The sequence below is a fragment of the Aequorivita viscosa genome (assembly GCF_900106795.1).
Lineage (GTDB): Bacteria > Bacteroidota > Bacteroidia > Flavobacteriales > Flavobacteriaceae > Aequorivita > Aequorivita viscosa.
The window spans coordinates 26,165-44,669 of the sequence record NZ_FNNS01000003.1 but is presented as its reverse complement, the minus strand read 5'-3'; the positions used below and the strand labels follow the sequence as shown (position 1 = coordinate 44,669).

19 protein-coding genes are annotated in these 18,505 nt (G+C 36.8%); 11 read left to right on the top strand and 8 right to left on the bottom strand.

Features of this window, described 5'->3' with window-relative positions; translation table 11 throughout:
- Positions 1–109: 109 nt before the first annotated feature.
- From BLW28_RS02175 to BLW28_RS02160, 4 genes are all read left to right on the top strand, one after another.
- On the top strand, positions 110–349 hold the full coding sequence (locus tag BLW28_RS02175; RefSeq protein ID WP_073214727.1) for a DUF2007 domain-containing protein: 240 nt from the start codon (positions 110–112) through the stop codon (positions 347–349).
- Positions 350–1,014: 665 nt separating this feature from the next.
- Entirely contained in the window at positions 1,015–1,446 is a 432-nt protein-coding gene (rpiB, locus tag BLW28_RS02170; protein WP_073214725.1) for a ribose 5-phosphate isomerase B, read from the top strand.
- Between the two features lie 9 nt (positions 1,447–1,455).
- A complete protein-coding gene (locus BLW28_RS02165; RefSeq protein ID WP_073214722.1) occupies positions 1,456–2,373 on the top strand; it encodes a cation diffusion facilitator family transporter in 918 nt (305 codons plus the stop codon).
- Between the two features lie 14 nt (positions 2,374–2,387).
- The gene (locus tag BLW28_RS02160; RefSeq protein WP_073214719.1) at positions 2,388–2,831 is read left to right on the top strand and encodes a GNAT family N-acetyltransferase; all 444 of its coding nucleotides are present in this window, start codon (positions 2,388–2,390) and stop codon (positions 2,829–2,831) included.
- Here BLW28_RS02160 and BLW28_RS02155 read toward each other — a convergent pair.
- From BLW28_RS02155 to rnpA, 4 genes are all read right to left on the bottom strand, one after another.
- Positions 2,818–3,189, bottom strand: a complete 372-nt coding sequence (locus BLW28_RS02155; RefSeq protein ID WP_073214718.1) for a hypothetical protein — start codon at positions 3,187–3,189, stop codon at positions 2,818–2,820. The genes BLW28_RS02160 and BLW28_RS02155 overlap by 14 nt on opposite strands.
- 54 nt (positions 3,190–3,243) lie before the next feature.
- Complete coding sequence (locus BLW28_RS02150; protein WP_073214715.1) at positions 3,244–4,068, bottom strand: sterol desaturase family protein; 825 nt, start codon at positions 4,066–4,068, stop codon at positions 3,244–3,246.
- Positions 4,069–4,071: 3 nt separating this feature from the next.
- Positions 4,072–5,694 carry a S41 family peptidase gene (locus BLW28_RS02145; RefSeq protein ID WP_073214712.1) on the bottom strand — a complete coding sequence of 541 codons (1,623 nt, stop codon included), beginning with the start codon at positions 5,692–5,694 and terminating at the stop codon, positions 4,072–4,074.
- A 263-nt stretch (positions 5,695–5,957) separates the two neighbouring features.
- A complete protein-coding gene (gene rnpA / locus BLW28_RS02140; RefSeq protein ID WP_073214710.1) occupies positions 5,958–6,335 on the bottom strand; it encodes a ribonuclease P protein component in 378 nt (125 codons plus the stop codon).
- Between the two features lie 48 nt (positions 6,336–6,383).
- Here rnpA and BLW28_RS02135 point away from each other — a divergent pair, with 48 nt between their 5' ends.
- Positions 6,384–6,683 (top strand): hypothetical protein, encoded by a 300-nt coding sequence (locus BLW28_RS02135; RefSeq protein WP_073214707.1) that lies wholly within the window; start codon positions 6,384–6,386, stop codon positions 6,681–6,683.
- Positions 6,684–6,745: 62 nt separating this feature from the next.
- Here the strand turns inward: BLW28_RS02135 and BLW28_RS02130 are convergent, their stop codons facing one another.
- The 3 genes from BLW28_RS02130 to BLW28_RS02120 are packed head-to-tail and all read right to left on the bottom strand — an operon-like array spanning position 6,746 to position 11,145.
- Entirely contained in the window at positions 6,746–8,602 is a 1,857-nt protein-coding gene (locus tag BLW28_RS02130) for a M1 family metallopeptidase (RefSeq protein ID WP_073214704.1), read from the bottom strand.
- Positions 8,599–10,269: a S8 family peptidase gene (locus tag BLW28_RS02125; protein ID WP_073214701.1), complete on the bottom strand. Its 1,671-nt coding sequence runs from the start codon at positions 10,267–10,269 to the stop codon at positions 8,599–8,601. The genes BLW28_RS02130 and BLW28_RS02125 overlap by 4 nt, the downstream gene beginning before the upstream one ends.
- Before the next feature lie 15 nt (positions 10,270–10,284).
- Complete coding sequence (locus BLW28_RS02120; RefSeq protein ID WP_073214698.1) at positions 10,285–11,145, bottom strand: MBL fold metallo-hydrolase; 861 nt, start codon at positions 11,143–11,145, stop codon at positions 10,285–10,287.
- Between the two features lie 138 nt (positions 11,146–11,283).
- Here BLW28_RS02120 and BLW28_RS02115 point away from each other — a divergent pair, with 138 nt between their 5' ends.
- Both BLW28_RS02115 and BLW28_RS02110 read left to right on the top strand, forming a co-directional pair.
- Positions 11,284–13,152 (top strand): cation:proton antiporter, encoded by a 1,869-nt coding sequence (locus BLW28_RS02115; protein WP_073214694.1) that lies wholly within the window; start codon positions 11,284–11,286, stop codon positions 13,150–13,152.
- A 37-nt stretch (positions 13,153–13,189) separates the two neighbouring features.
- Positions 13,190–13,420, top strand: a complete 231-nt coding sequence (locus tag BLW28_RS02110; protein ID WP_073214690.1) for a hypothetical protein — start codon at positions 13,190–13,192, stop codon at positions 13,418–13,420.
- 316 nt (positions 13,421–13,736) lie between these two features.
- On the opposite strand, the gene lepA is transcribed toward BLW28_RS02110, so the two are convergent.
- Positions 13,737–15,533: a translation elongation factor 4 gene (gene lepA / locus BLW28_RS02105; protein WP_073214687.1), complete on the bottom strand. Its 1,797-nt coding sequence runs from the start codon at positions 15,531–15,533 to the stop codon at positions 13,737–13,739.
- Between the two features lie 190 nt (positions 15,534–15,723).
- On the opposite strand from lepA, the gene BLW28_RS02100 reads away from it, so the two are divergent.
- The 4 genes from BLW28_RS02100 to dusB all read left to right on the top strand — a co-directional run bounded on the left by BLW28_RS02100 (position 15,724) and on the right by dusB (position 18,446).
- A complete protein-coding gene (locus tag BLW28_RS02100) occupies positions 15,724–16,401 on the top strand; it encodes a M15 family metallopeptidase (RefSeq protein WP_200791515.1) in 678 nt (225 codons plus the stop codon).
- Positions 16,402–16,777: 376 nt separating this feature from the next.
- Positions 16,778–17,005, top strand: coding sequence for a type II toxin-antitoxin system RelE/ParE family toxin (locus tag BLW28_RS02095; protein WP_394331651.1), 228 nt, complete (start codon positions 16,778–16,780; stop codon positions 17,003–17,005).
- Position 17,006: 1 nt separating this feature from the next.
- Positions 17,007–17,297 (top strand): helix-turn-helix domain-containing protein, encoded by a 291-nt coding sequence (locus BLW28_RS02090; RefSeq protein ID WP_073215097.1) that lies wholly within the window; start codon positions 17,007–17,009, stop codon positions 17,295–17,297.
- Between the two features lie 156 nt (positions 17,298–17,453).
- Positions 17,454–18,446, top strand: coding sequence for a tRNA dihydrouridine synthase DusB (gene dusB, locus BLW28_RS02085; RefSeq protein ID WP_073214684.1), 993 nt, complete (start codon positions 17,454–17,456; stop codon positions 18,444–18,446).
- Positions 18,447–18,505 lie beyond the last annotated feature (59 nt).

Genomic DNA, 18,505 nt, shown 5'->3' with positions numbered 1-18,505 from the left:
TTATTTTGTAATAATCGTAAAAGTACTACTTCTCAAGCAATAGCATGTTTATATTAGCAAAGATTTAGTACCTTAGTAAGCCTTCTCAGCCTGTTTTAATATTTATATTATGAATAATTTCGAAACCATTGCCATATTTCAATATCCAGCAGAATACGCGGTGTTGCAATTGCTTTTTGATCAAGAAGGTATTCGTTATGTATTTTTGAATGAAACAATGATTAGCGTTTTTCCCTTCTACTCTAACGCTATTGGTGGTATTCGACTACAAGTTCATATAGCAGACATCGATGCTGCTAAAGAAATTATTAAAAGTTTGGATCATCCTTCGAATTTAAAAATAGTGTAGGCCAACGCGTAAAAACACTTTTCGTACAAAGTAGTCGTACATCTTAAATCCTTTTGTCCTGAATCATTTTTTTATAGTTGTCAACATATATAATTTCATTATTTGTTTTTTTATAAATTTTAAAAAGAAAAATGATGTTTATTATAGCTTGTTAATATCTGGGATAACTTTTTGATGTTTTATTTTGAAATCAACTTATTGGTGATTTAATAGTAGGTTATCAACATTGATAGACCGATTAAACATATTGAAAATAAACGTATAATGAAAGTAATTAACAACTGTGAACAACATAAACCTACAAGTTAACTATGACAAGTTTTTATTAAAATCATGTTTGTAACGGTTAAAATTTTGGTCACAATTGAACGGTAAAAAATGATTGAAATATTTTGTTTTTAAATAAACTTAAGCCTATTGTAATAATTTTTGACATCTGCAATTTTACTTGTTGTAATTCAGCAAACAAATATCAACAGTCTTGTTAACTAAATAATGAACGCTGGGTTAAGAAATGGTTATCAAATAGTTTCCTAGTTCCAAATTTAGTGTGTATTTATAAATACTTTGGAAAGAAATAATTATTCCCACTTTATTATTGATAAAATCAGTAGTCTTAATATTGCTGTTTTCTAAATTATTACCTTTGATAAAAATTTTAAGTTATGAAAATTTCCATCGGCAACGACCACGCAGGTACAGAATACAAATTCGAAATTATTTCTTTTTTAGAAAAGGAAGGACACACTGTTATTAACCACGGAACCGATTCTGACGCTAGTGTTGATTATCCAGATTTTGTGCATCCAGTAGCTAGCGATGTTGAAAACGGAACAGTCGATATTGGAATTATAATTTGTGGCAGCGGCAATGGTGCTAATATGACTGCTAATAAACATCAGCAAGTTCGTTCTGCCTTGTGTTGGACCAAAGAAATTGCAGCTTTGGCGCGTCAACATAACGATGCTAACATTTTAAGTATTCCTGCGCGTTTCACGAGTAAACCGCAAGCTCTTGAAATGGTAAAAACCTTTCTTACTACCGAGTTTGAAGGCGGTCGCCACAAAAATCGAGTAGAGAAGATTGCTTGTTCATAACTTCAAATAATGCCTCATAACTACGCAGATAACCACAACCATTCACATCCTGATTTGAAAGGCAGGAAGCTTCTGCTTTCTATTTTTTTGAATATTATTATCACGGTTGCGCAGGTTATTGGCGGAATTGTTTCTGGGAGTTTGTCATTACTTTCAGATGCGCTTCACAATTTTAGCGATGTGCTTTCGCTTATGGTAAGTTATGTGGCTGATAGATTTTCGAAAAAAGATGCTTCGGTTACAAAAACATTCGGTTATAAACGTGCCGAAATAATTGCTGCATTTGTCAATTCGGCTTCGTTAATAATTGTTGCTGTGTATCTTATTTATGAAGCGATTATTCGTTTTATGAATCCTACGGCCATTGAAGGTAAATTGGTAATCTGGTTGGCTATTTTAGGAATTTTAGTCAATGGATTTAGCGTACTTCTCCTTTCGAAAGATTCAAAAAGCAATATGAATATGCGCTCGGCATATTTGCATTTGTTTACCGATATGGCGGCTTCGGTGGCTGTCTTGGTTGGAGGTTTACTGATGTTGTATTTTGAATGGTTTTGGGTAGACAGTATATTAACGGTTCTTATCGCCATTTACCTATTATTTATGGGGTACGATTTGTTGAAAAGCTCTTTCAAAGTGTTGATGCTTTTTACTCCAGATGAATTAAGTTTGGAACAAGTTAGCGAAGCAATTTGTAGGTTCCCTGAAATAAAAAATGTGCATCATATGCATATATGGCAACTTAATGAGCAGGAAACACATTTAGAAGCACATCTCGATTTTTATGAAGATGTAACCCTTACAGAATTTGATACCGTTCTTACAAAGGTTGAAGAGGTACTTTATAATGAATTCGGAATTAACCACGTAACCATTCAGCCCGAACACCAAAAAGACGATCCAAAAGATATTATTGTTCAAGATTGATTTAATAAACAACTATGGAAATTGAAGTAAAAACTTACGACGAATTAACTAAGAGGGAATTATATGAATTATTGCGACTTCGGAGTGCTGTTTTTGTAGTAGAACAAGATTGTGTTTATCCAGATATAGATGGTAAAGACGAACGTGCGTTACATATTTTAGGTTGGGAAGATGATATTCTAGTTGCCTATGCCCGTTGTTTTAAAGCTAGCGATTATTTTGACGAAGCCGCTATTGGTAGGGTTTTGGTGCGTGAGAATTATCGTAAATTCGGTTATGGCCACCAAATAACCAAAGCAGCGATTAAAGCGATAAAAACAAAATATAAAGCCGATAAAATAAAAATATCGGCTCAAACATATTTAGTAATTTTTTACGAAAGCCACGGTTTTAAAACTATTGGCGATCGTTATTTGGAGGATGGAATCCCTCACATTGCTATGGTTAAAGCTTTATAAGGTTTTTTTCCAAATTAAGGTCTTTCAGCATTTCATCTGTAAACTTGTAATGCCCGCGACGTGTTATAATTTTAAAACGCTGATTTCTCATTCGCGTTAAGGTATCTAAGAACTGCCATTTTGATTTCAGCAATCGCGGTTCTTCCGATTTTAAACTGATTTCAAAATAATGTTTAACGCCCGCTCTATCAGCAACAATATCGGGAGTAATTACTACATCGCTATCTTTTTTATGATAGGATTTTGGGACTTCATAACCTTCCACATCGGCCTGGATGTGTTCAAAACCCCGGTTCTCTAAATAGGCCACAGATTCTGCTAGAATCTCCTTGTTTTCGTCTCTATCTGATTTTACCATAACGGCTAAAGTACGAAAAGATTGATAAACAAGCAGTTAACATTATGTTAACTATTATAATTTATTTTTGTAATGTATTGTTTTGTTGAAAGGAAGCTTAAGTTGACCCAAAATATCTTCGTCATTTGTGTGGTCTGTAATATCTAAACCATATTTAATTTTTGAAGTATCGGCATAAACGAATGTTCCAAAAAGTCGATCCCATATAGCGAACATATTTCCAAAGTTTTTATCGGTCCAAGGCATTTGATAATGATGATGAAATTTATGCATATTCGGAGTTACGAATAAAAAACTAAGTGTTTTGTCAAATTTCTTTGGAAGTGCAATATTGGCGTGGGTGAAATAGGTAAATAGTACACTTAAAATTCTGTAAAAAAGGTAGAATCCAATTGGCATTCCTAAGATAACAACTGCAATAAGCGCAAAGGTTTCACGGATAATAAAATCGAAAGGATGATGCCGTGTGCCTGTGGTTACATCTACATTTTTATCGGAATGATGCACAGTGTGAAGCCGCCACATCCATTGTACTTTGTGAAGCAGATAATGCACAAAATACTGAGCTATTAAATCTAAAACGAGAAGTGAAAACAGCAATTCTAACCAAACTGGTACATCGATAAGTTGTAATAAACCGAAGTTCGAATTGTCTAACCACAAAAAAATTCCAGCTGTTGCAATCCCAAAAAACAAGTTGATTAACATCACAAATGCTAAGAGAATAAGATTAGTTTTTGCGTGTTTCCATTTATTGTATTTCGTAAAAACGAGTTTGTAATATCCTTCCAGAATCCAGAAAACAGTAAGGACAAAGAAAACCCAACCCGCTTTCATCCAAACGGGCATAGTTTCAAAGAATATTAGGAAGGAATGCATTTATTACTTCAAAATCTTCGTATATCGCTTTTCATCATTCAGCACAGAAACAGCTTCCATAATCTCTGGATTGTGCTCAATTTGATAATTATACAACCCTTCTTTGTAGAAATAACGCTTCAGGATTTCCGCACTTAATAAGGCTTCTATTTCAACCTTTTTATCTTCAATTTCCTTGTCTTTCGCAGCGTTTATCGCTTTTGTAAGTTGGTTGTAACTATCCTTAATATCTTCACTTATTTCGTCGTTTTCTGCCATTCTTAAACCTTCAGCAAATTTCTTTTCTGTTTCAGTTTCGTAATTAAAATTGTTTTGCTTTAAAAACTTCTGGAAATCTTGAAAGTCGCTGTTTGTAAACTTAAAATTCTTCCAGTCGGTCATTTGATGACTGTAATAATACTTTGTAGCGTAGTCAAAAATGGCGTCATCTTTTAGTAAAGCAGTAGTTATGGGACTGAAAACTGCTGAGGCCATTTCTATATCTGGAAGGATTCCGCCACCGTCGTAAACAGTTCTGCCTCCTTTGGTTTTAAACTCATTATATTCTTTTGGATCTTTTCTAATTGGATCGCCATTTTCATCCCTGTGCCAATAATCAAGCGCCTGGATACCACGTCCGCTAGGTGTATAATAGCGGGAAATTGTTACTTTCAACTGTGTGCCATAAGTTAGTTTTTTTGGACGTTGCACAAGTCCTTTTCCAAAGCTACGTGCGCCTACAATCACCGCTCTATCTAAATCTTGCAATCCTCCTGCAACAATTTCACTGGCAGAAGCGCTTCGGCCATTTATTAAAACAACCAAAGGTATTTCAGTATCAACGGGTTCAACTCTAGTTAGGTACGTTTGGTTATACTTTGAAATTACAGATTTTGTAGTGGTAATAACTTGTCCCTTTTCCACAAATAGGTTTACAATACTAATTGCTTCATTTAAAAGTCCTCCAGGGTTTCCTCGTAAATCTAAAATCAACTTTGTAGCCCCTTGAGATTTTAAATCTATCAGTGCTTCTTTGGTTTCCTTCGTTGTTTTTCTGTTGAATTGCGAAAGAACGATATAGCCAATATTGTTATCAATCAATTTGTAGAATGGAACTGCTTTTAGTTCAACCGCATTTCGTTCAATGGTTGTTGTATTTGTTTTTCCTTGCCGTACATAAGTAACTTCCACGGTAGTTCCTGGGGCTCCTTTAAGTAATTCGCCAGCATCATCTTCGACATCGGATATTTTAATGTTTCCAATTTTAATAATTTCATCACCAGCTTTCAAACCAGCTTTATCTGCCGGATAATCTTTATAAGGCTCAACGATTATAATTTTATCCTTTTTGCTTTTGGCTGTTGCTCCAATGCCAGTATAAACACCAGATTGGTTGATTTTAGCGTCCTCTACCTGCTGTTCATTCCAATAGACGGTATAAGGATCTAAATCATCCAACATTCCCTTAATAGCCTTGTCCATAAGCGTAGCTGGCGTAACCTCGTCCACGTAGTTCATGTTCAATTCCTTGAAAAGTGTTGTAAAGATTTCAATCTGTTTCGCAATTTCGAAAAAATCACTTTTGAAACTTACAGTGGTAAAAAATATACCAACGGCAATAATGGGAATTAAGATTCTTTTTTTCATCCTTTTAAATTGATCTTGTTCGTATGGTTTTTCTCCATATTTAATCGTCTAAATTTCTTTAAATTTAAGCAATAAAGGTTAAAGAAGATATATAAACGTTGAAGGTAATTATTCCTGCTATTTTCATTCGCTATATTTCTTAGGCTTTTTGTACACTTCTTTTTTAAAAAAAGTGAAAGAAACTAACCTTTTGTTAGTGTAACGAAAAATAGCGTCTAAAGATATAAACTACTTAAGAATAACATTTACTTCTCATTGAAATGTCAGCTTTCATCTTGAATCATTTCACCGTGTAATTTCTTTAAAAGTTTTTCCATTGCTTTTTCAAGTGCGGCATATTGCGGTTTAGTTTTTCCTAAATAGAGAAAAAGCATCACAAATTTCCTGCCGTTAACCGCTTCAATTATATTTTTATTGAGTCGGTAGGCTTCTCGAAGTTGCCGTTTAACGCGATTTCTATCTACAGCCAATTTGAAATTTCGTTTGGGAACGGCAAATGCTGCAAGGTTTGTCCCGATATTTTGCTTTGGAAGAAAGAAAACTTTTATTGGATATTTAGAATAGCTTTTTCCGTCCGCAAACAATGATTCAATTGTTTTGGAACTTTTTAGTTTTTCAGATTTTGGGAAACGGTAATCCATCGAGTAAAAGTAATGAATAAAGCTTATTTTTACTTTAATGATTTTTAAATGAATCTAAACAAAGACACACATTACAAACTATATGTTCGATTAGGGGAGTCAATTATTTTTGATGCTGCCTTAAAAGAAGCTAATATTGATTTTTTAAAAGAAGAAAACCCGCTTGGCGAATATATTAGATATTATTTTAAAAATGCGGATTCTCAGAAAGTTGATGAAATAAATAGAAATTTAGAATTGAGTATTTCAACGGAAACAATACCTTCATTAGACTATAAAATTTCCAAGAAATATTTAATTATTATCCTAATTGTTATCGTCCTTGTGTGGATAATAACGTTGTTTTAAAAAGAAAGACCCCAAAGGATTCAAAAGTCTTTGGGGTCTAATTTGTTCTTTAACGCATCAAATTAAGGCGCTTCCCAAACGTTATTCTCAGGATTTACATCTGCCATTCTCTTAGTGGCGTCTATCATCATGCTTTTCACCTTTTTACCGTTTTTAATTTCAAAAGTAAAAGTTGGATATGCCCAAGCCCAATCTTCTAAAACAGTTCGTTTAAGCTCGGTGAACGGATTTGGTTTTTTACCCCACATCTGTCGTAACGGAATGTAAAAAAGCTCTTGCGAACCGTCTTCATAGATAACATAAAGATCTATAGGCATTGGCATTAACCCAATTCGTTCCAAAGTTATCTCAGTTTTAGCTGCTTTAGTCTCCACTGATTTGATAGCGTAATCAATAGTGTTTGTGGTCTTTATCCAATCGGTTAAATACCAATCTAATTCAAATCCAGAAACTTTTTCCGCAGTGCGAATAAAATCGTTTGGTGTTGGATGGGTGAATTTAAAATCGGCATAAAAACGCTTTAAAGTATTGGCAAGATTCACCGGCCCAATAACGTATCCCAATTGCGAAAGGAAAACAGAGCCTTTACTATATGCGCTAATGCCATACGTTCGATTTGTAGCATATCTATCGGCTTGGGTTGTTAACGGTTGTTGTTGGCCGCTATTCGCCAAATACAAGTAATTTCTATACGATCCTGCATGCGGATTTGGCTTTTTTTCATCCATTACATAATTCATAGCCTCGTCCGAAATATAGGTCGTAAAACCTTCATCCATCCATTCGTGGTTATTTTCGTTGATTGCCAGCACAAACTGAAACCAAGAGTGTGCTACTTCGTGTGCAGTCACGCCTACAAGACTTCCAAATTCGCGTTCGCCAGTAATCATAGTACACATTCCGTATTCCATACCACCGTCACCACCTTGCATTACCGAATATTGCTTATACGGATAAGGACCTACGTTCTCATTGAAAAACTCAAAAAGAGCCGCAGTTTTTGGCTGTAGTTTTTTCCAGTTTTCGGCAATTTCAGGATTGTTTTTGTAGAAAAAGTGAAGTGTCATTCCGTTTGGCCCTGGATAAGTATCGTGAATGTATTCAGGATCTGCAGCCCAAGCAAAATCGTGAACGTTAGGAGCTAAAAAACGCCACGTGTATTTTCCATCTACTGGAGGCATTGGCTTTTGGCCAGGAGGAGTATAACCGTGACCAACAGAAACAGGATTTTGAAGATAGCCTGTACCTCCTACTGTATAACTTGCATCTATGGTGATGGTAACGTCATAATTCCCCCAAACCCCGTGAAACTCACGACCGATATACGGATGTGCGTGCCATCCTTCAAAGTCATATTCAGCAAGTTTTGGGTACCATTGCGTCATTGTTAAGGCTACTCCTTCAGAACTGTCTCTTCCTGAACGACGAACCTGTAAAGGCACTTGCGCATCCCAATCCATATTAAATACAGTAGTGGCTCCGGGAACTAAAGGCGTATTTAGCTTCACTTCCATCACAGTACCTTTAATCGTGTAATTGGCAGTTTTACCGTCCTGCGTAAATGATGTGGGCTTAATATATCCAATTTCTTCCGGTGTAAGCTTTGAAATTCGGTCGCCAACACGTCTATCGGGGTCTACTATTGTTCTAGAGCGCACGTCCATTTCGCTTCCTGGCTGAAACGCATTAAAGTAAAGATGGTAAAAAACTTTGTTCAATGTATCAGGAGAATTGTTCGTGTATGTAATTTCCTGCTTTCCTTTGTACTGATGTTTTTCTGCATCCATTTGGATGTCCATCTTATAGTCTGCATTTTGTTGCCAATAGGAAGTATTTCCCTGAGCAATTAAAGTGCTAGAACTTATTGAAAGTGAAAAAAATGTGACAGCAAAAAAAAAGCTGTTTACTAATTGTTTCATTGTCTTGACATTTTATCTGCCATTATAAAGGCGTTGTATAAATTAACCATTTTTCCAGATTTGGAGATATTGGCGAATAATTCAGTATTTGAGGGGTCTCCGCCTAAAACTACTTTAATATTTGGAGAAATCCCACTATCCATTATAATTCGCTTCACCTGGGGTGCCGTAAGTTTTGGATAATACGAACGAATTACAGCAGCCACTCCAGCCACGTTTGGTGCCGCCATAGAGGTTCCTTGTAAAAATTCGTACGTATTTAATGGTGTTGTAGCCCAAATTTTTACTCCGGGAGCAAAAACATCTACGTTTATTTTTCCGTAGTTAGAGAAATTAGCCACCATTTTGTCTCCAAATTCAAAATTTAAAGCACCAACTGTTAGGAATGAATCAGCTATTTCATCACTGTTATCAAATTGATCGTTAGGATATACATTAACGGTGTCTAAATCCAATCCGTCGTTACCTGCAGCATTCACTATTAAAACATCTTTTGAGGCAGCATATTTAATTGCGTCATAAACCCATTCTGAGTGTGGAGAGTAGTACTTTCCGAAACTTGTGTTTAACACTTTTGCGCCGTTATCTACTGCATAGCGAATTGCCAATGCGATATCTTTATCGTACTCATCGCCGTCTGGTACAGCACGAACAGCCATTAGTTGAACGTTGTTTGCAACGCCATCCATTCCAATACCATTATTTCTTTCGGCCCCTATAATTCCAGCTACGTGTGTACCGTGTTTTGCGTTTTCACGGGATTCTTCTGAACTCGCTACATTACCATCACCGTAAATATTATCTGTAATATCATCCGGATCATCACCTAACACACTTCGAAAATCTGTGGTAGTATTAAAATGACCATCCAACCTACTTTGAAAGTACGCTATTCCTCTATTCATCTGCGTTAGCACTTCTGGAACCGTATCGCCAAAATTCAACATTTGGTTCAACATGCCTATTTGTTGTTGTTCTTCAGGAGTAGCATTTTTTATTCCAGCTAAATCTTCTTGAGTGTAATCTTCTTTACCCAATTTCGCAGCAATAGCTTCATGAGCTGGTTTTAATTGGGAAACCATTAGCTGATAACGATCGTGATTCATCGTTGTTTCGGCCAGTTCCTTTTCAAATTCTGCTTTTGCTTTTTGATATAGCGCAAACTCTGTTCTGTCTGCTGCACTTATGGAAGCTTCATCTTTTCCTTCATATTTCGGACCTAATTTTCTTACAATACGCACAAACTCCATATTTTCAGCAATTATTTCGCCTATAAAATTCCAGCCGTGAACATCGTCTATAAACCCGTTGTTATCATCGTCTATACCGTTATTAGGAATTTCTCCTGGGTTTGTCCAAAGTACATTTACTAAATCTTCGTGATCTATATCTACGCCGCTATCAATAACCCCAACGATTACTGTTTCACCTTTTCTATTTTTTATCAATTCGCTATACGCTCTGTCAACACTCATTCCAGGAACTGTGTCTTTCACAATATCCATTGCGCTCCATTGCTTTAGTTTTGCATCAGTGAGTGCTGCATTTTTAGTTAACGTAGGATTTATTGGAAGAATGGGAGTGGCTACAATAGGTGCGGAGGTTCCACAACTGGCCATAATTGCTACAATAGCAACTGCAGATAAAGTGGTTTTTAATGTTCTCATTTTTTGAAAAAAGCGTTAATTAATAAATTCATTGAAGGATAAGGTTTTGTCTAAACGAACACCTTTATCAGTATTTTTAACTGTAATTATAGGATTGTGTGCATCGTGCTCCAAAAACAGATAGTAGTTGTTATCTGCTGCCTGTTTAAGAAATTTTTCCTTTTCTGGCAGTGTTAATAATGGACGCGTATCGTACCCCATTACAAAAGGTAACGGTAGGTGGCCTGCTGTTGGCAATAAGTCTGCCATAAAAACTAAGGTTTTGCCCTTATAGTTTATGTGTGGTAACATTTGTTTGTCGGTGTGGCCGTCGACGAAGAGAATTCCAAAATCCATTTCGTTGGCTTTGGCAAAATCGGAAGATGGTTGCTCTATAAATTTTAGTTGCCCACTTTCTTGAATAGGCAAAATGTTTTCTTTTAAAAATGAAGCTACTTCTCTACGATTAGGTTCGGTAGCCCATTTCCAGTGGTCTTTATTACTCCAGTAGTTGGCATTTTTGAATGTTGGTTCATAACCTGTTCTGTCTTTGTTCCACTGAATTGCTCCTCCACAATGATCAAAATGTAAGTGAGTTAAAAACACATCGGTAACATCGTTGGGATGAAACCCTTTATTTTTTAAGGAACTTTCAAGGTTAAAATCGCCCCATTGATAATAATATCCAAAGAATTTTTCATCTTGTTTATTACCCATTCCTGTATCTATAAGGGTAAGTCGATTGCCGTTTTCAATGAGAAGACATCGGGCTGCAATATCAATCATATTATTTTGATCTGCTGGATTGGTTCGTGTCCATAACGATTTTGGGACAACGCCAAACATAGCACCGCCATCAAGCTTAAAATTACCGGCTTCAATTGGAAATAACTGCATAATTTTGAGGAATTGGACGCAAAATAGCAAAAGCGACGCACTCGGCTAGCTAAGTCTAATTTAATTATACTAATTTTAACAATTCATTAGTATTCGGTCGAAATGAAAAATCTTTAATTTACCGAAATCCCCTTTTTGATGGTAGAACTTGCAGGAATTATAATTTTAGGAATCTTAGCACAATGGGTAGCATGGAAGTTGAAAATTCCCGCCATTTTACCATTAATACTAATCGGACTTTTAGTCGGCCCGCTTTCTACACTTATGTCTTCAGACGGAAAGCAGTGGTTACTACCTATTTGGAACGGCGAGTACGGGCTGTTTCCTGGTGAAAATCTTTTCTATTTTGTTTCCTTAGCAGTCGGAATTATACTTTTTGAAGGAGGACTTACCCTTAAACGAAATGAAATTTCAAAGGTTGGAGGTTCTATCGGAAAGCTAATTAGTATCGGTGCTATAATTACATTTGCCGGAGCAGGAATCGCTGGTCATTATATTTTTGGCTTAGATTGGCGTATTGCATTTCTATTTTCTGCCTTAATTATTGTTACCGGACCAACGGTTATTTCTCCAATTTTAAGAAATATTCCATTAAAAAAAGATGTGGCAGCTGTTTTGCGTTGGGAAGGAATTCTTATCGATCCAATCGGTGCGCTTGTAGCGGTTCTTGTTTATGAGTTTATTAGCGTTGGAGGCGATTCAGGATATACCAAACAAGCACTGCTCGACTTCGGAAAAATAATTTTAATAGGAATGGCGTTTGGAATTTCTGCTGGATATGCCTTGTATTTTGCCATTAAACGAAAATTTATTCCGCATTACTTGGCAAATGTTGTTTCGCTTTCGTTAGTACTCGCAATTTTTGTTTTAAGCGATCTTTTTGCACACGAATCGGGGCTGCTAGCCGTGGTTGTAATGGGTATGTATTTAGGAAATAGCGACTTACCAAGCTTAAAGGAACTTTTGTATTTTAAAGAATCCCTCAGCGTATTATTAGTTTCTATTTTATTTATTCTCTTAGCGGCAAATATTAGCATCGAAGACCTTTTGCTGGTTTATAATTGGAAAACCGCGATATTGTTAGCGGTAATAATCTTTATATTAAGGCCACTTTCAGTTTTTATGAGTACCATAGGCTCATCCTTAAAAACCAATGAAAAACTATTTATAAGTTGGGTTGGTCCTAGAGGTATTGTTGCAGCTGGTATCTCTTCCTTATTCGGGTCTAAATTGGTTTCAAAAGGAGTTGTGGGTGCCGAATATATAACACCCCTGGTTTTTGCAGTGGTTTTGGTTACCGTTATTTTAAACGCTACAACAGCAAGAATCGTTGCGCGATGGTTGGGTGTATTTTTAACTAAGTCTGAAGGCGTATTAATGGTTGGCGCTTCAAAAGTTTCACGCTTAATAGCCACTTATTTACACAAGAATAACCGACATGTAGTTTTAATAGATTCAAATAAACTAAACATTAATAGAGCAAAAGAATTAGGACTAGAAGCGTTTAATGCAGATATTTATGCTGACGATCTTTCGGATAACATAGAACTCATCGATGTGGGTTATCTTTTAGCAATGACGGGTAGCGACGAAATTAATAAACAAGCAATTGATCGCTTCGGAAAACACTTTGGAGAAAATGGAACTTTTAGGTTGATGACTTCCGAAGAAATGCGTCATCGCAATGAGATTTCTATAAAAGAATTATTTTCATTCACACACGATTATACAAGGTTTACCGAAGTGGCACAGGATTTCCCTTCTATTCAGGAAATTCCAGTTGAAAACCACAATCAGTTTCTAAGGGTAATGAGCATTATTGGCGATAATGAAGATGCCATTCCGCTATTTTTAAAACGTCCCGACGGATTTTTAGAATTAATAACTGCGCCTAGCGAATTGGAAATTGAATCGGGTTGTGAGTTAGTCTATTTAGGAAAACCAATGGATTTTGAAGATGTTGTTAATGCGACTCGTTCTATGAATGAAGGAAAATCTAAAAAATAATCTAGGCCAAAAGCCGTTGTGATAAAAACCTTTTCTGATGAAAAAATCTTCCCTTATTATTGGACTCTTTTTTAGCTTGTTGATTTTTTCTTGTAAAAAAGACGACGCTGTAACGTGCACAACCTGCTCTTCACCTGAAACAACCAACAGCTTTGAAGTTTGTAGGGAAGGGGATGGAAATGCCTCTGTGAGTGGCCAAAATACAGGCACTCCGTATGATGTGTATATGGAAGGACTTCGTGAAGCTGGCGCGCAATGTGATGATTAATTGGTTAGTTTAAGTAGGCTTAAATACTTCCATTTAGCGATTCTTGCTACACCCTTACTTTCACGTCATTTCATTGTTACACATTGTCTACATCTTCAAAAGTGGCTTCTTGAGCCTTTGTAGCGAGAACTTAGTAATTGTAACTTATTCATACTGTATCACGCAAGTCTTTATCGAGTTTTAAAATGGTTATTTTGGAACTCGATAAAAAAAATAGTTGCCCCCATCAACGAAGCAACTATTTGTAGTATTAAGTGTAAATTTTATAAAATTAGCTGGTGTAATCTACTTGTTTAAGTGTATGTTCTACAACACTTTAGTCGTTCAACTTAAGCACCGCCATAAATGCTTCTTGTGGAATTTCTACGTTTCCAACTTGTCGCATTTTCTTCTTTCCTTTTTTCTGCTTTTCCAATAGTTTACGCTTTCGGGAAATATCACCCCCGTAACATTTGGCGGTAACATCCTTACGAAGTGCTTTTACAGTTTCACGCGCAATTACCTTTGCACCAATCGCCGCTTGAATAGGAATATCAAATTGTTGTCGTGGAATAAGTTGTCTTAGTTTTTCGCAAATTTTCTTTCCAATATCATAGGCATTATCAGCGTGAAGTAGGGCAGAAAGGGCATCTACAATGTTCCCGTTAAGCAGTAAATCAACCTTTACCAATTTAGAAGTTCGCATCCCGATTGGAGAATAATCGAACGATGCATATCCTTTCGAAATGGTTTTTAACCTATCATAGAAGTCGAAAACAATTTCAGCCAATGGCATATCGAAGGTAAGCTCAACACGTTCGGTAGTTAGATACGTCTGGTTTACTATTTCACCTCTTTTTTCAATACAGAGCGACATTACAGGGCCAACAAAATCAGATTTAGTAATAATGGTAGCCTTAATATATGGCTCTTCCACACGATTCAGTTTGGAAGGATCTGGAAGGTCTGACGGGTTATTAACCAAGATTGGAGTGTCTGGTTCCTTGTTGGTATATGCGTGATACGATACGTTTGGAACAGTAGTAATTACCGTCATATCAAACTCTCTTTCAAGCCGTTCTTGAATAATTTCAAGGTGAAGCATTCCTAAGAAGCCACATCGAAATCCGAAACCAAGTGCCGCAGAACTTTCAGGAACAAAAACCAAAGAAGCATCGTTTAACTGAAGCTTTTCCATTGAGTTTCGTAGCTCTTCGTAATCTTCGGTATCTACTGGATAAATTCCCGCAAAGACCATTGGTTTCACATCTTCGAAACCAGCAATCATATTTTTTGTTGGGTTTTTAGAATCGGTAATGGTATCACCTACCTTTACCTCTTTAGCCTCCTTAATTCCTGTGATCAAGTAACCTACATCGCCAGTTTTAATCACTTCTCTAGGAAATTGTTTCAGTCGCAAGGTTCCCACTTCGTCAGCAAAATAAGATTTACCAGTAGCCATAAATTTAATGTGCTGTCCTTTTCGGATTTCGCCATTCAAAACACGGAAATACGTTTCAACACCGCGAAACGGGTTATAAACCGAATCGAATATTAACGCTTGTAACGATTCTTCAGGATTGCCTTTTGGTGGTGGAATTCGTTCAATAATCGCGCTTAAAATATCAAAAACTCCGAGTCCTGTTTTTCCACTCGCCGGAATAATTTCATCGGCATTACACCCTAATAAATCAACAATATCGTCAGAAACTTCTTCTGGATTTGCCGACGGAAGGTCAATCTTGTTCATTACAGGAATAATTTCAAGATCGTTTTCAAGAGCCAAATATAGATTGGAAATAGTCTGTGCCTGAATGCTTTGAGCAGCATCAACAATTAATAACGCTCCTTCACAAGCCGCAATGGAACGGGATACTTCGTACGAGAAATCTACGTGGCCAGGCGTATCGATTAAGTTTAAGATATAATCTTCGCCTTTATAATGGTATTCCATTTGTATGGCGTGACTCTTAATTGTAATACCACGTTCGCGTTCCAAATCCATACTATCTAGTAGTTGTTCCTGTTTTTCGCGGGAAGTTACAGTGCCAGTAGCATCCAAAAGTCTGTCGGCTAAGGTACTCTTTCCGTGGTCTATGTGTGCAATAATGCAGAAATTGCGAATGTTTTTCATATAAATCCTTTCTCAGGGTTTAATCTGCAAATATAGATTATTTGAGGGATTATTTAGGGTACGAACTATGAGATAATCAAATAGCTGAAAGCAATTCATTAAATCGAAAATTATGTAAATTTAAACCTGAAACGAATATTATTAATACACCAAGTCGTTTAAAAACTAACAGCTAATAAAATCAACCAATATGAAAACAAAGTTGATGTACTTTAAAAGATACGCCACACATTCACTTCTTCTTATAATATTCCTTTCGCTACTTTATAGTTGTGGCAGCAGGCCTCCGTATGAAAAGGGAAATTTTAAAACGTCTGATTTAGTTGAATTAATTGCGCTAGATTCTACACTTCGTTTAGATATACGCTATGCGACAGAAAACAATTTTGCAGGTCAACCAGTTTACGAAGAAGCAAGAGCATTTTTACAACGTCCAGCGGCTGAAGCTGTAGTTCAAGTAAATAAAGAATTAAAACCGCTTGGATACGGCCTAGTGATTTTTGATGGGTATCGACCTTGGAGTGTAACTAAATTATTTTGGGATATTACACCCGATGAGGATAAAAAATTCGTCGCAAATCCGAAAGATGGTTCCAGACATAACAGAGGGTGTGCAGTAGATTTAACGCTGTATGAGCTCGATACCGGGAAAGTAGTCGAAATGACGGGAGAATATGATGAAATGAGCGAACGCTCGTATCCTGATTATAAAGGCGGAACATTTGAACAACGCAAGATGAGAGATTTACTAATAAGCAAAATGGAAGCTCACGGCTTTAAAGTGTATGAATATGAATGGTGGCATTTTGATTATAATGGTTGGCAAGAATATAGAATTCAGAACATTCAATTTTCTGAAATAGAGTGAGTTGGATATATCATTAGCACTTTTTGGTAAAAAATAAAGTGGAAAAATGAAAACTTTGTTGGTATGCGTGTTCCACCCGTACCTCCACAACGGTGAACGCAACAAAAACTACTAGTATACCACCAACTCCCCAGACTCAAAATACCACGTTTCCGCACTAGAAGCGGAGAATAAAAAGTATGTATGCGTTTCTCGACAACGATGAGCGCAACTAAAACTATTCGGTAAGATTACAGTACCAGACTTTTTCCCGCGATACAATTAAAACACTTAAAATCAATTTGACAATGTAAACTAATTAGTTAACTTTGTGCTGTAAAAAGAAAGATAATTTCATATCGAGAATATTTTCGCGACTTTTTAAAAGCTCAAGAAGATAAGGTCCAGGAAAAAATTTTTCAAGGCACTTGAAAATACTGACGGAATTTATGAAGTTAGAGTTATCACTACCTTTAAAAGCATTCGGATTTTATGCTTTTTTGATGATGGTAATTTAGTTGTACTCGTAAATAGTTTTGTAAAGAAAACACAAAAGACACCGCGACGGGAAATAAAACTTGCTGAAAAACTAAAGAAAGAATATTTAAAAGAAAAAAATGGCTGATATGAATAATATAACCGATTTCGAGGATATACTGATAGAAAAATACGGAGATAAAGGAACGGCAAAACGTGACAAATATGACGCCGACTCTCTTGCCTTCCGTCTTGGGGTAATGCTAAAACAAGCCCGGAAAGACGCCAACTTGACCCAAGAGGAGCTCGCTGAAAGAACGGGCACAAAAAAAAGCTACATTTCCCGAATTGAACGCGGCTTAAGCGATATTCAAATTTCTACTTTTCACAAACTAATTGAAACTGGACTTGGAAGAAGCCTGAATATTAGTATTGGTTAATTTTCTTATACCTCACTCTAACCTCCAGAACAGCGAGCAGAACCTAAAACCACCCTACAAAAACGCGCCTCTCACTTCCAATCTGTTACCACCTAGTTAATTCTGCCGTTCCTTTTACTGATATTCACTACTTTTGCAATCTCAAAAAGAAACAAATTGCCAAAAATAGGAAACATACAACTGCCGGAGTTCCCGCTTTTGCTCGCCCCAATGGAGGATGTGAGCGATCCACCTTTCCGCGCCCTGTGCAAAGAACAAGGTGCAGACGTGGTTTATACCGAGTTTATCTCTTCGGAAGGCTTGATACGCGATGCCGCAAAAAGCGTGATGAAGTTGGATATATACGAAAAAGAACGCCCAGTAGGCATTCAGATTTTTGGAGCCGTCTTGGAGTCCATGTTGCGAACTGTGGAAATAGTTGAAGCAAGTGGCCCAGATATTATCGACATTAACTTTGGATGCCCTGTAAAAAAGGTGGTTTCCAAAGGTGCAGGCGCAGGAATTTTAAAGGATATAGATTTAATGGTTAGCCTTACCGAAGCCATGGTAAAGCACACCAAACTTCCCGTTACCGTAAAAACCCGTTTAGGTTGGGATCACGATTCCATTCGAATTCTGGAAGTAGCCGAGCGTTTACAAGATGTAGGCTGCCAAGCTATTTCTATTCACGGTCGTACGCGCGCCCAGATGTATAAAGGCGATGCCGATTGGAGACCGATTGCAGATGTAAAAAACAACCCGCGGATGCACATTCCTGTTTTTGGAAATGGCGATGTAGACACGCCCGAAAAAGCGACGCAAATGCGCGATAAATACGGATTGGACGGCGCAATGATTGGTCGTGCAAGCATTGGTTATCCGTGGTTTTTTAAGGAAGTAAAGCACTATTTTAAAACAGGTGAGCATCTAGCGCCTCCTACGATTATAGAGCGAGTTGACGCCGCCAGACGCCACCTTCAAATGGCAATTGATTGGAAAGGTGAAAAACTCGGTGTTTTTGAAACCCGCCGTCATTACACCAACTATTTTAAAGGAATCCCAGATTTTAAGCCATACCGAATGAAAATGGTTACTAGCGATGATTCAGCTTCAGTATTTGAAGCGTTTGATGAGGTTTTGCAAGTGTTTGGGGATTATGAGTTTGTTTAAGCGAAGACATCTCTTACTATTTCATATTTACTTTTACTGAAAAAATACGCGCGCCTCAA

What these genes read in the sequence shown, in the direction of transcription:
- BLW28_RS02175 (WP_073214727.1), top strand. Translation starts at nt 110, where the DNA reads ATGAATAATTTCGAAACCATTGCCATATTTCAATATCCAGCAGAATAC.
- BLW28_RS02165 (WP_073214722.1), top strand. Translation starts at nt 1,456, where the DNA reads ATGCCTCATAACTACGCAGATAACCACAACCATTCACATCCTGATTTG.
- BLW28_RS02130 (WP_073214704.1), bottom strand. Translation starts at nt 8,602, where the DNA reads ATGAAACAATTAGTAAACAGCTTTTTTTTTGCTGTCACATTTTTTTCA.
- lepA (WP_073214687.1), bottom strand. Translation starts at nt 15,533, where the DNA reads ATGAAAAACATTCGCAATTTCTGCATTATTGCACACATAGACCACGGA.
- BLW28_RS02150 (WP_073214715.1), bottom strand. Translation starts at nt 4,068, where the DNA reads ATGCATTCCTTCCTAATATTCTTTGAAACTATGCCCGTTTGGATGAAA.
- BLW28_RS02110 (WP_073214690.1), top strand. Translation starts at nt 13,190, where the DNA reads ATGAAAAAATCTTCCCTTATTATTGGACTCTTTTTTAGCTTGTTGATT.
- BLW28_RS02155 (WP_073214718.1), bottom strand. Translation starts at nt 3,189, where the DNA reads ATGGTAAAATCAGATAGAGACGAAAACAAGGAGATTCTAGCAGAATCT.
- BLW28_RS02100 (WP_200791515.1), top strand. Translation starts at nt 15,724, where the DNA reads ATGAAAACAAAGTTGATGTACTTTAAAAGATACGCCACACATTCACTT.
- BLW28_RS02135 (WP_073214707.1), top strand. Translation starts at nt 6,384, where the DNA reads ATGAATCTAAACAAAGACACACATTACAAACTATATGTTCGATTAGGG.
- BLW28_RS02160 (WP_073214719.1), top strand. Translation starts at nt 2,388, where the DNA reads ATGGAAATTGAAGTAAAAACTTACGACGAATTAACTAAGAGGGAATTA.
- BLW28_RS02120 (WP_073214698.1), bottom strand. Translation starts at nt 11,145, where the DNA reads ATGCAGTTATTTCCAATTGAAGCCGGTAATTTTAAGCTTGATGGCGGT.
- BLW28_RS02090 (WP_073215097.1), top strand. Translation starts at nt 17,007, where the DNA reads ATGAATAATATAACCGATTTCGAGGATATACTGATAGAAAAATACGGA.
- BLW28_RS02145 (WP_073214712.1), bottom strand. Translation starts at nt 5,694, where the DNA reads ATGAAAAAAAGAATCTTAATTCCCATTATTGCCGTTGGTATATTTTTT.
- rpiB (WP_073214725.1), top strand. Translation starts at nt 1,015, where the DNA reads ATGAAAATTTCCATCGGCAACGACCACGCAGGTACAGAATACAAATTC.
- BLW28_RS02115 (WP_073214694.1), top strand. Translation starts at nt 11,284, where the DNA reads ATGGTAGAACTTGCAGGAATTATAATTTTAGGAATCTTAGCACAATGG.
- rnpA (WP_073214710.1), bottom strand. Translation starts at nt 6,335, where the DNA reads ATGGATTACCGTTTCCCAAAATCTGAAAAACTAAAAAGTTCCAAAACA.
- BLW28_RS02125 (WP_073214701.1), bottom strand. Translation starts at nt 10,269, where the DNA reads ATGAGAACATTAAAAACCACTTTATCTGCAGTTGCTATTGTAGCAATT.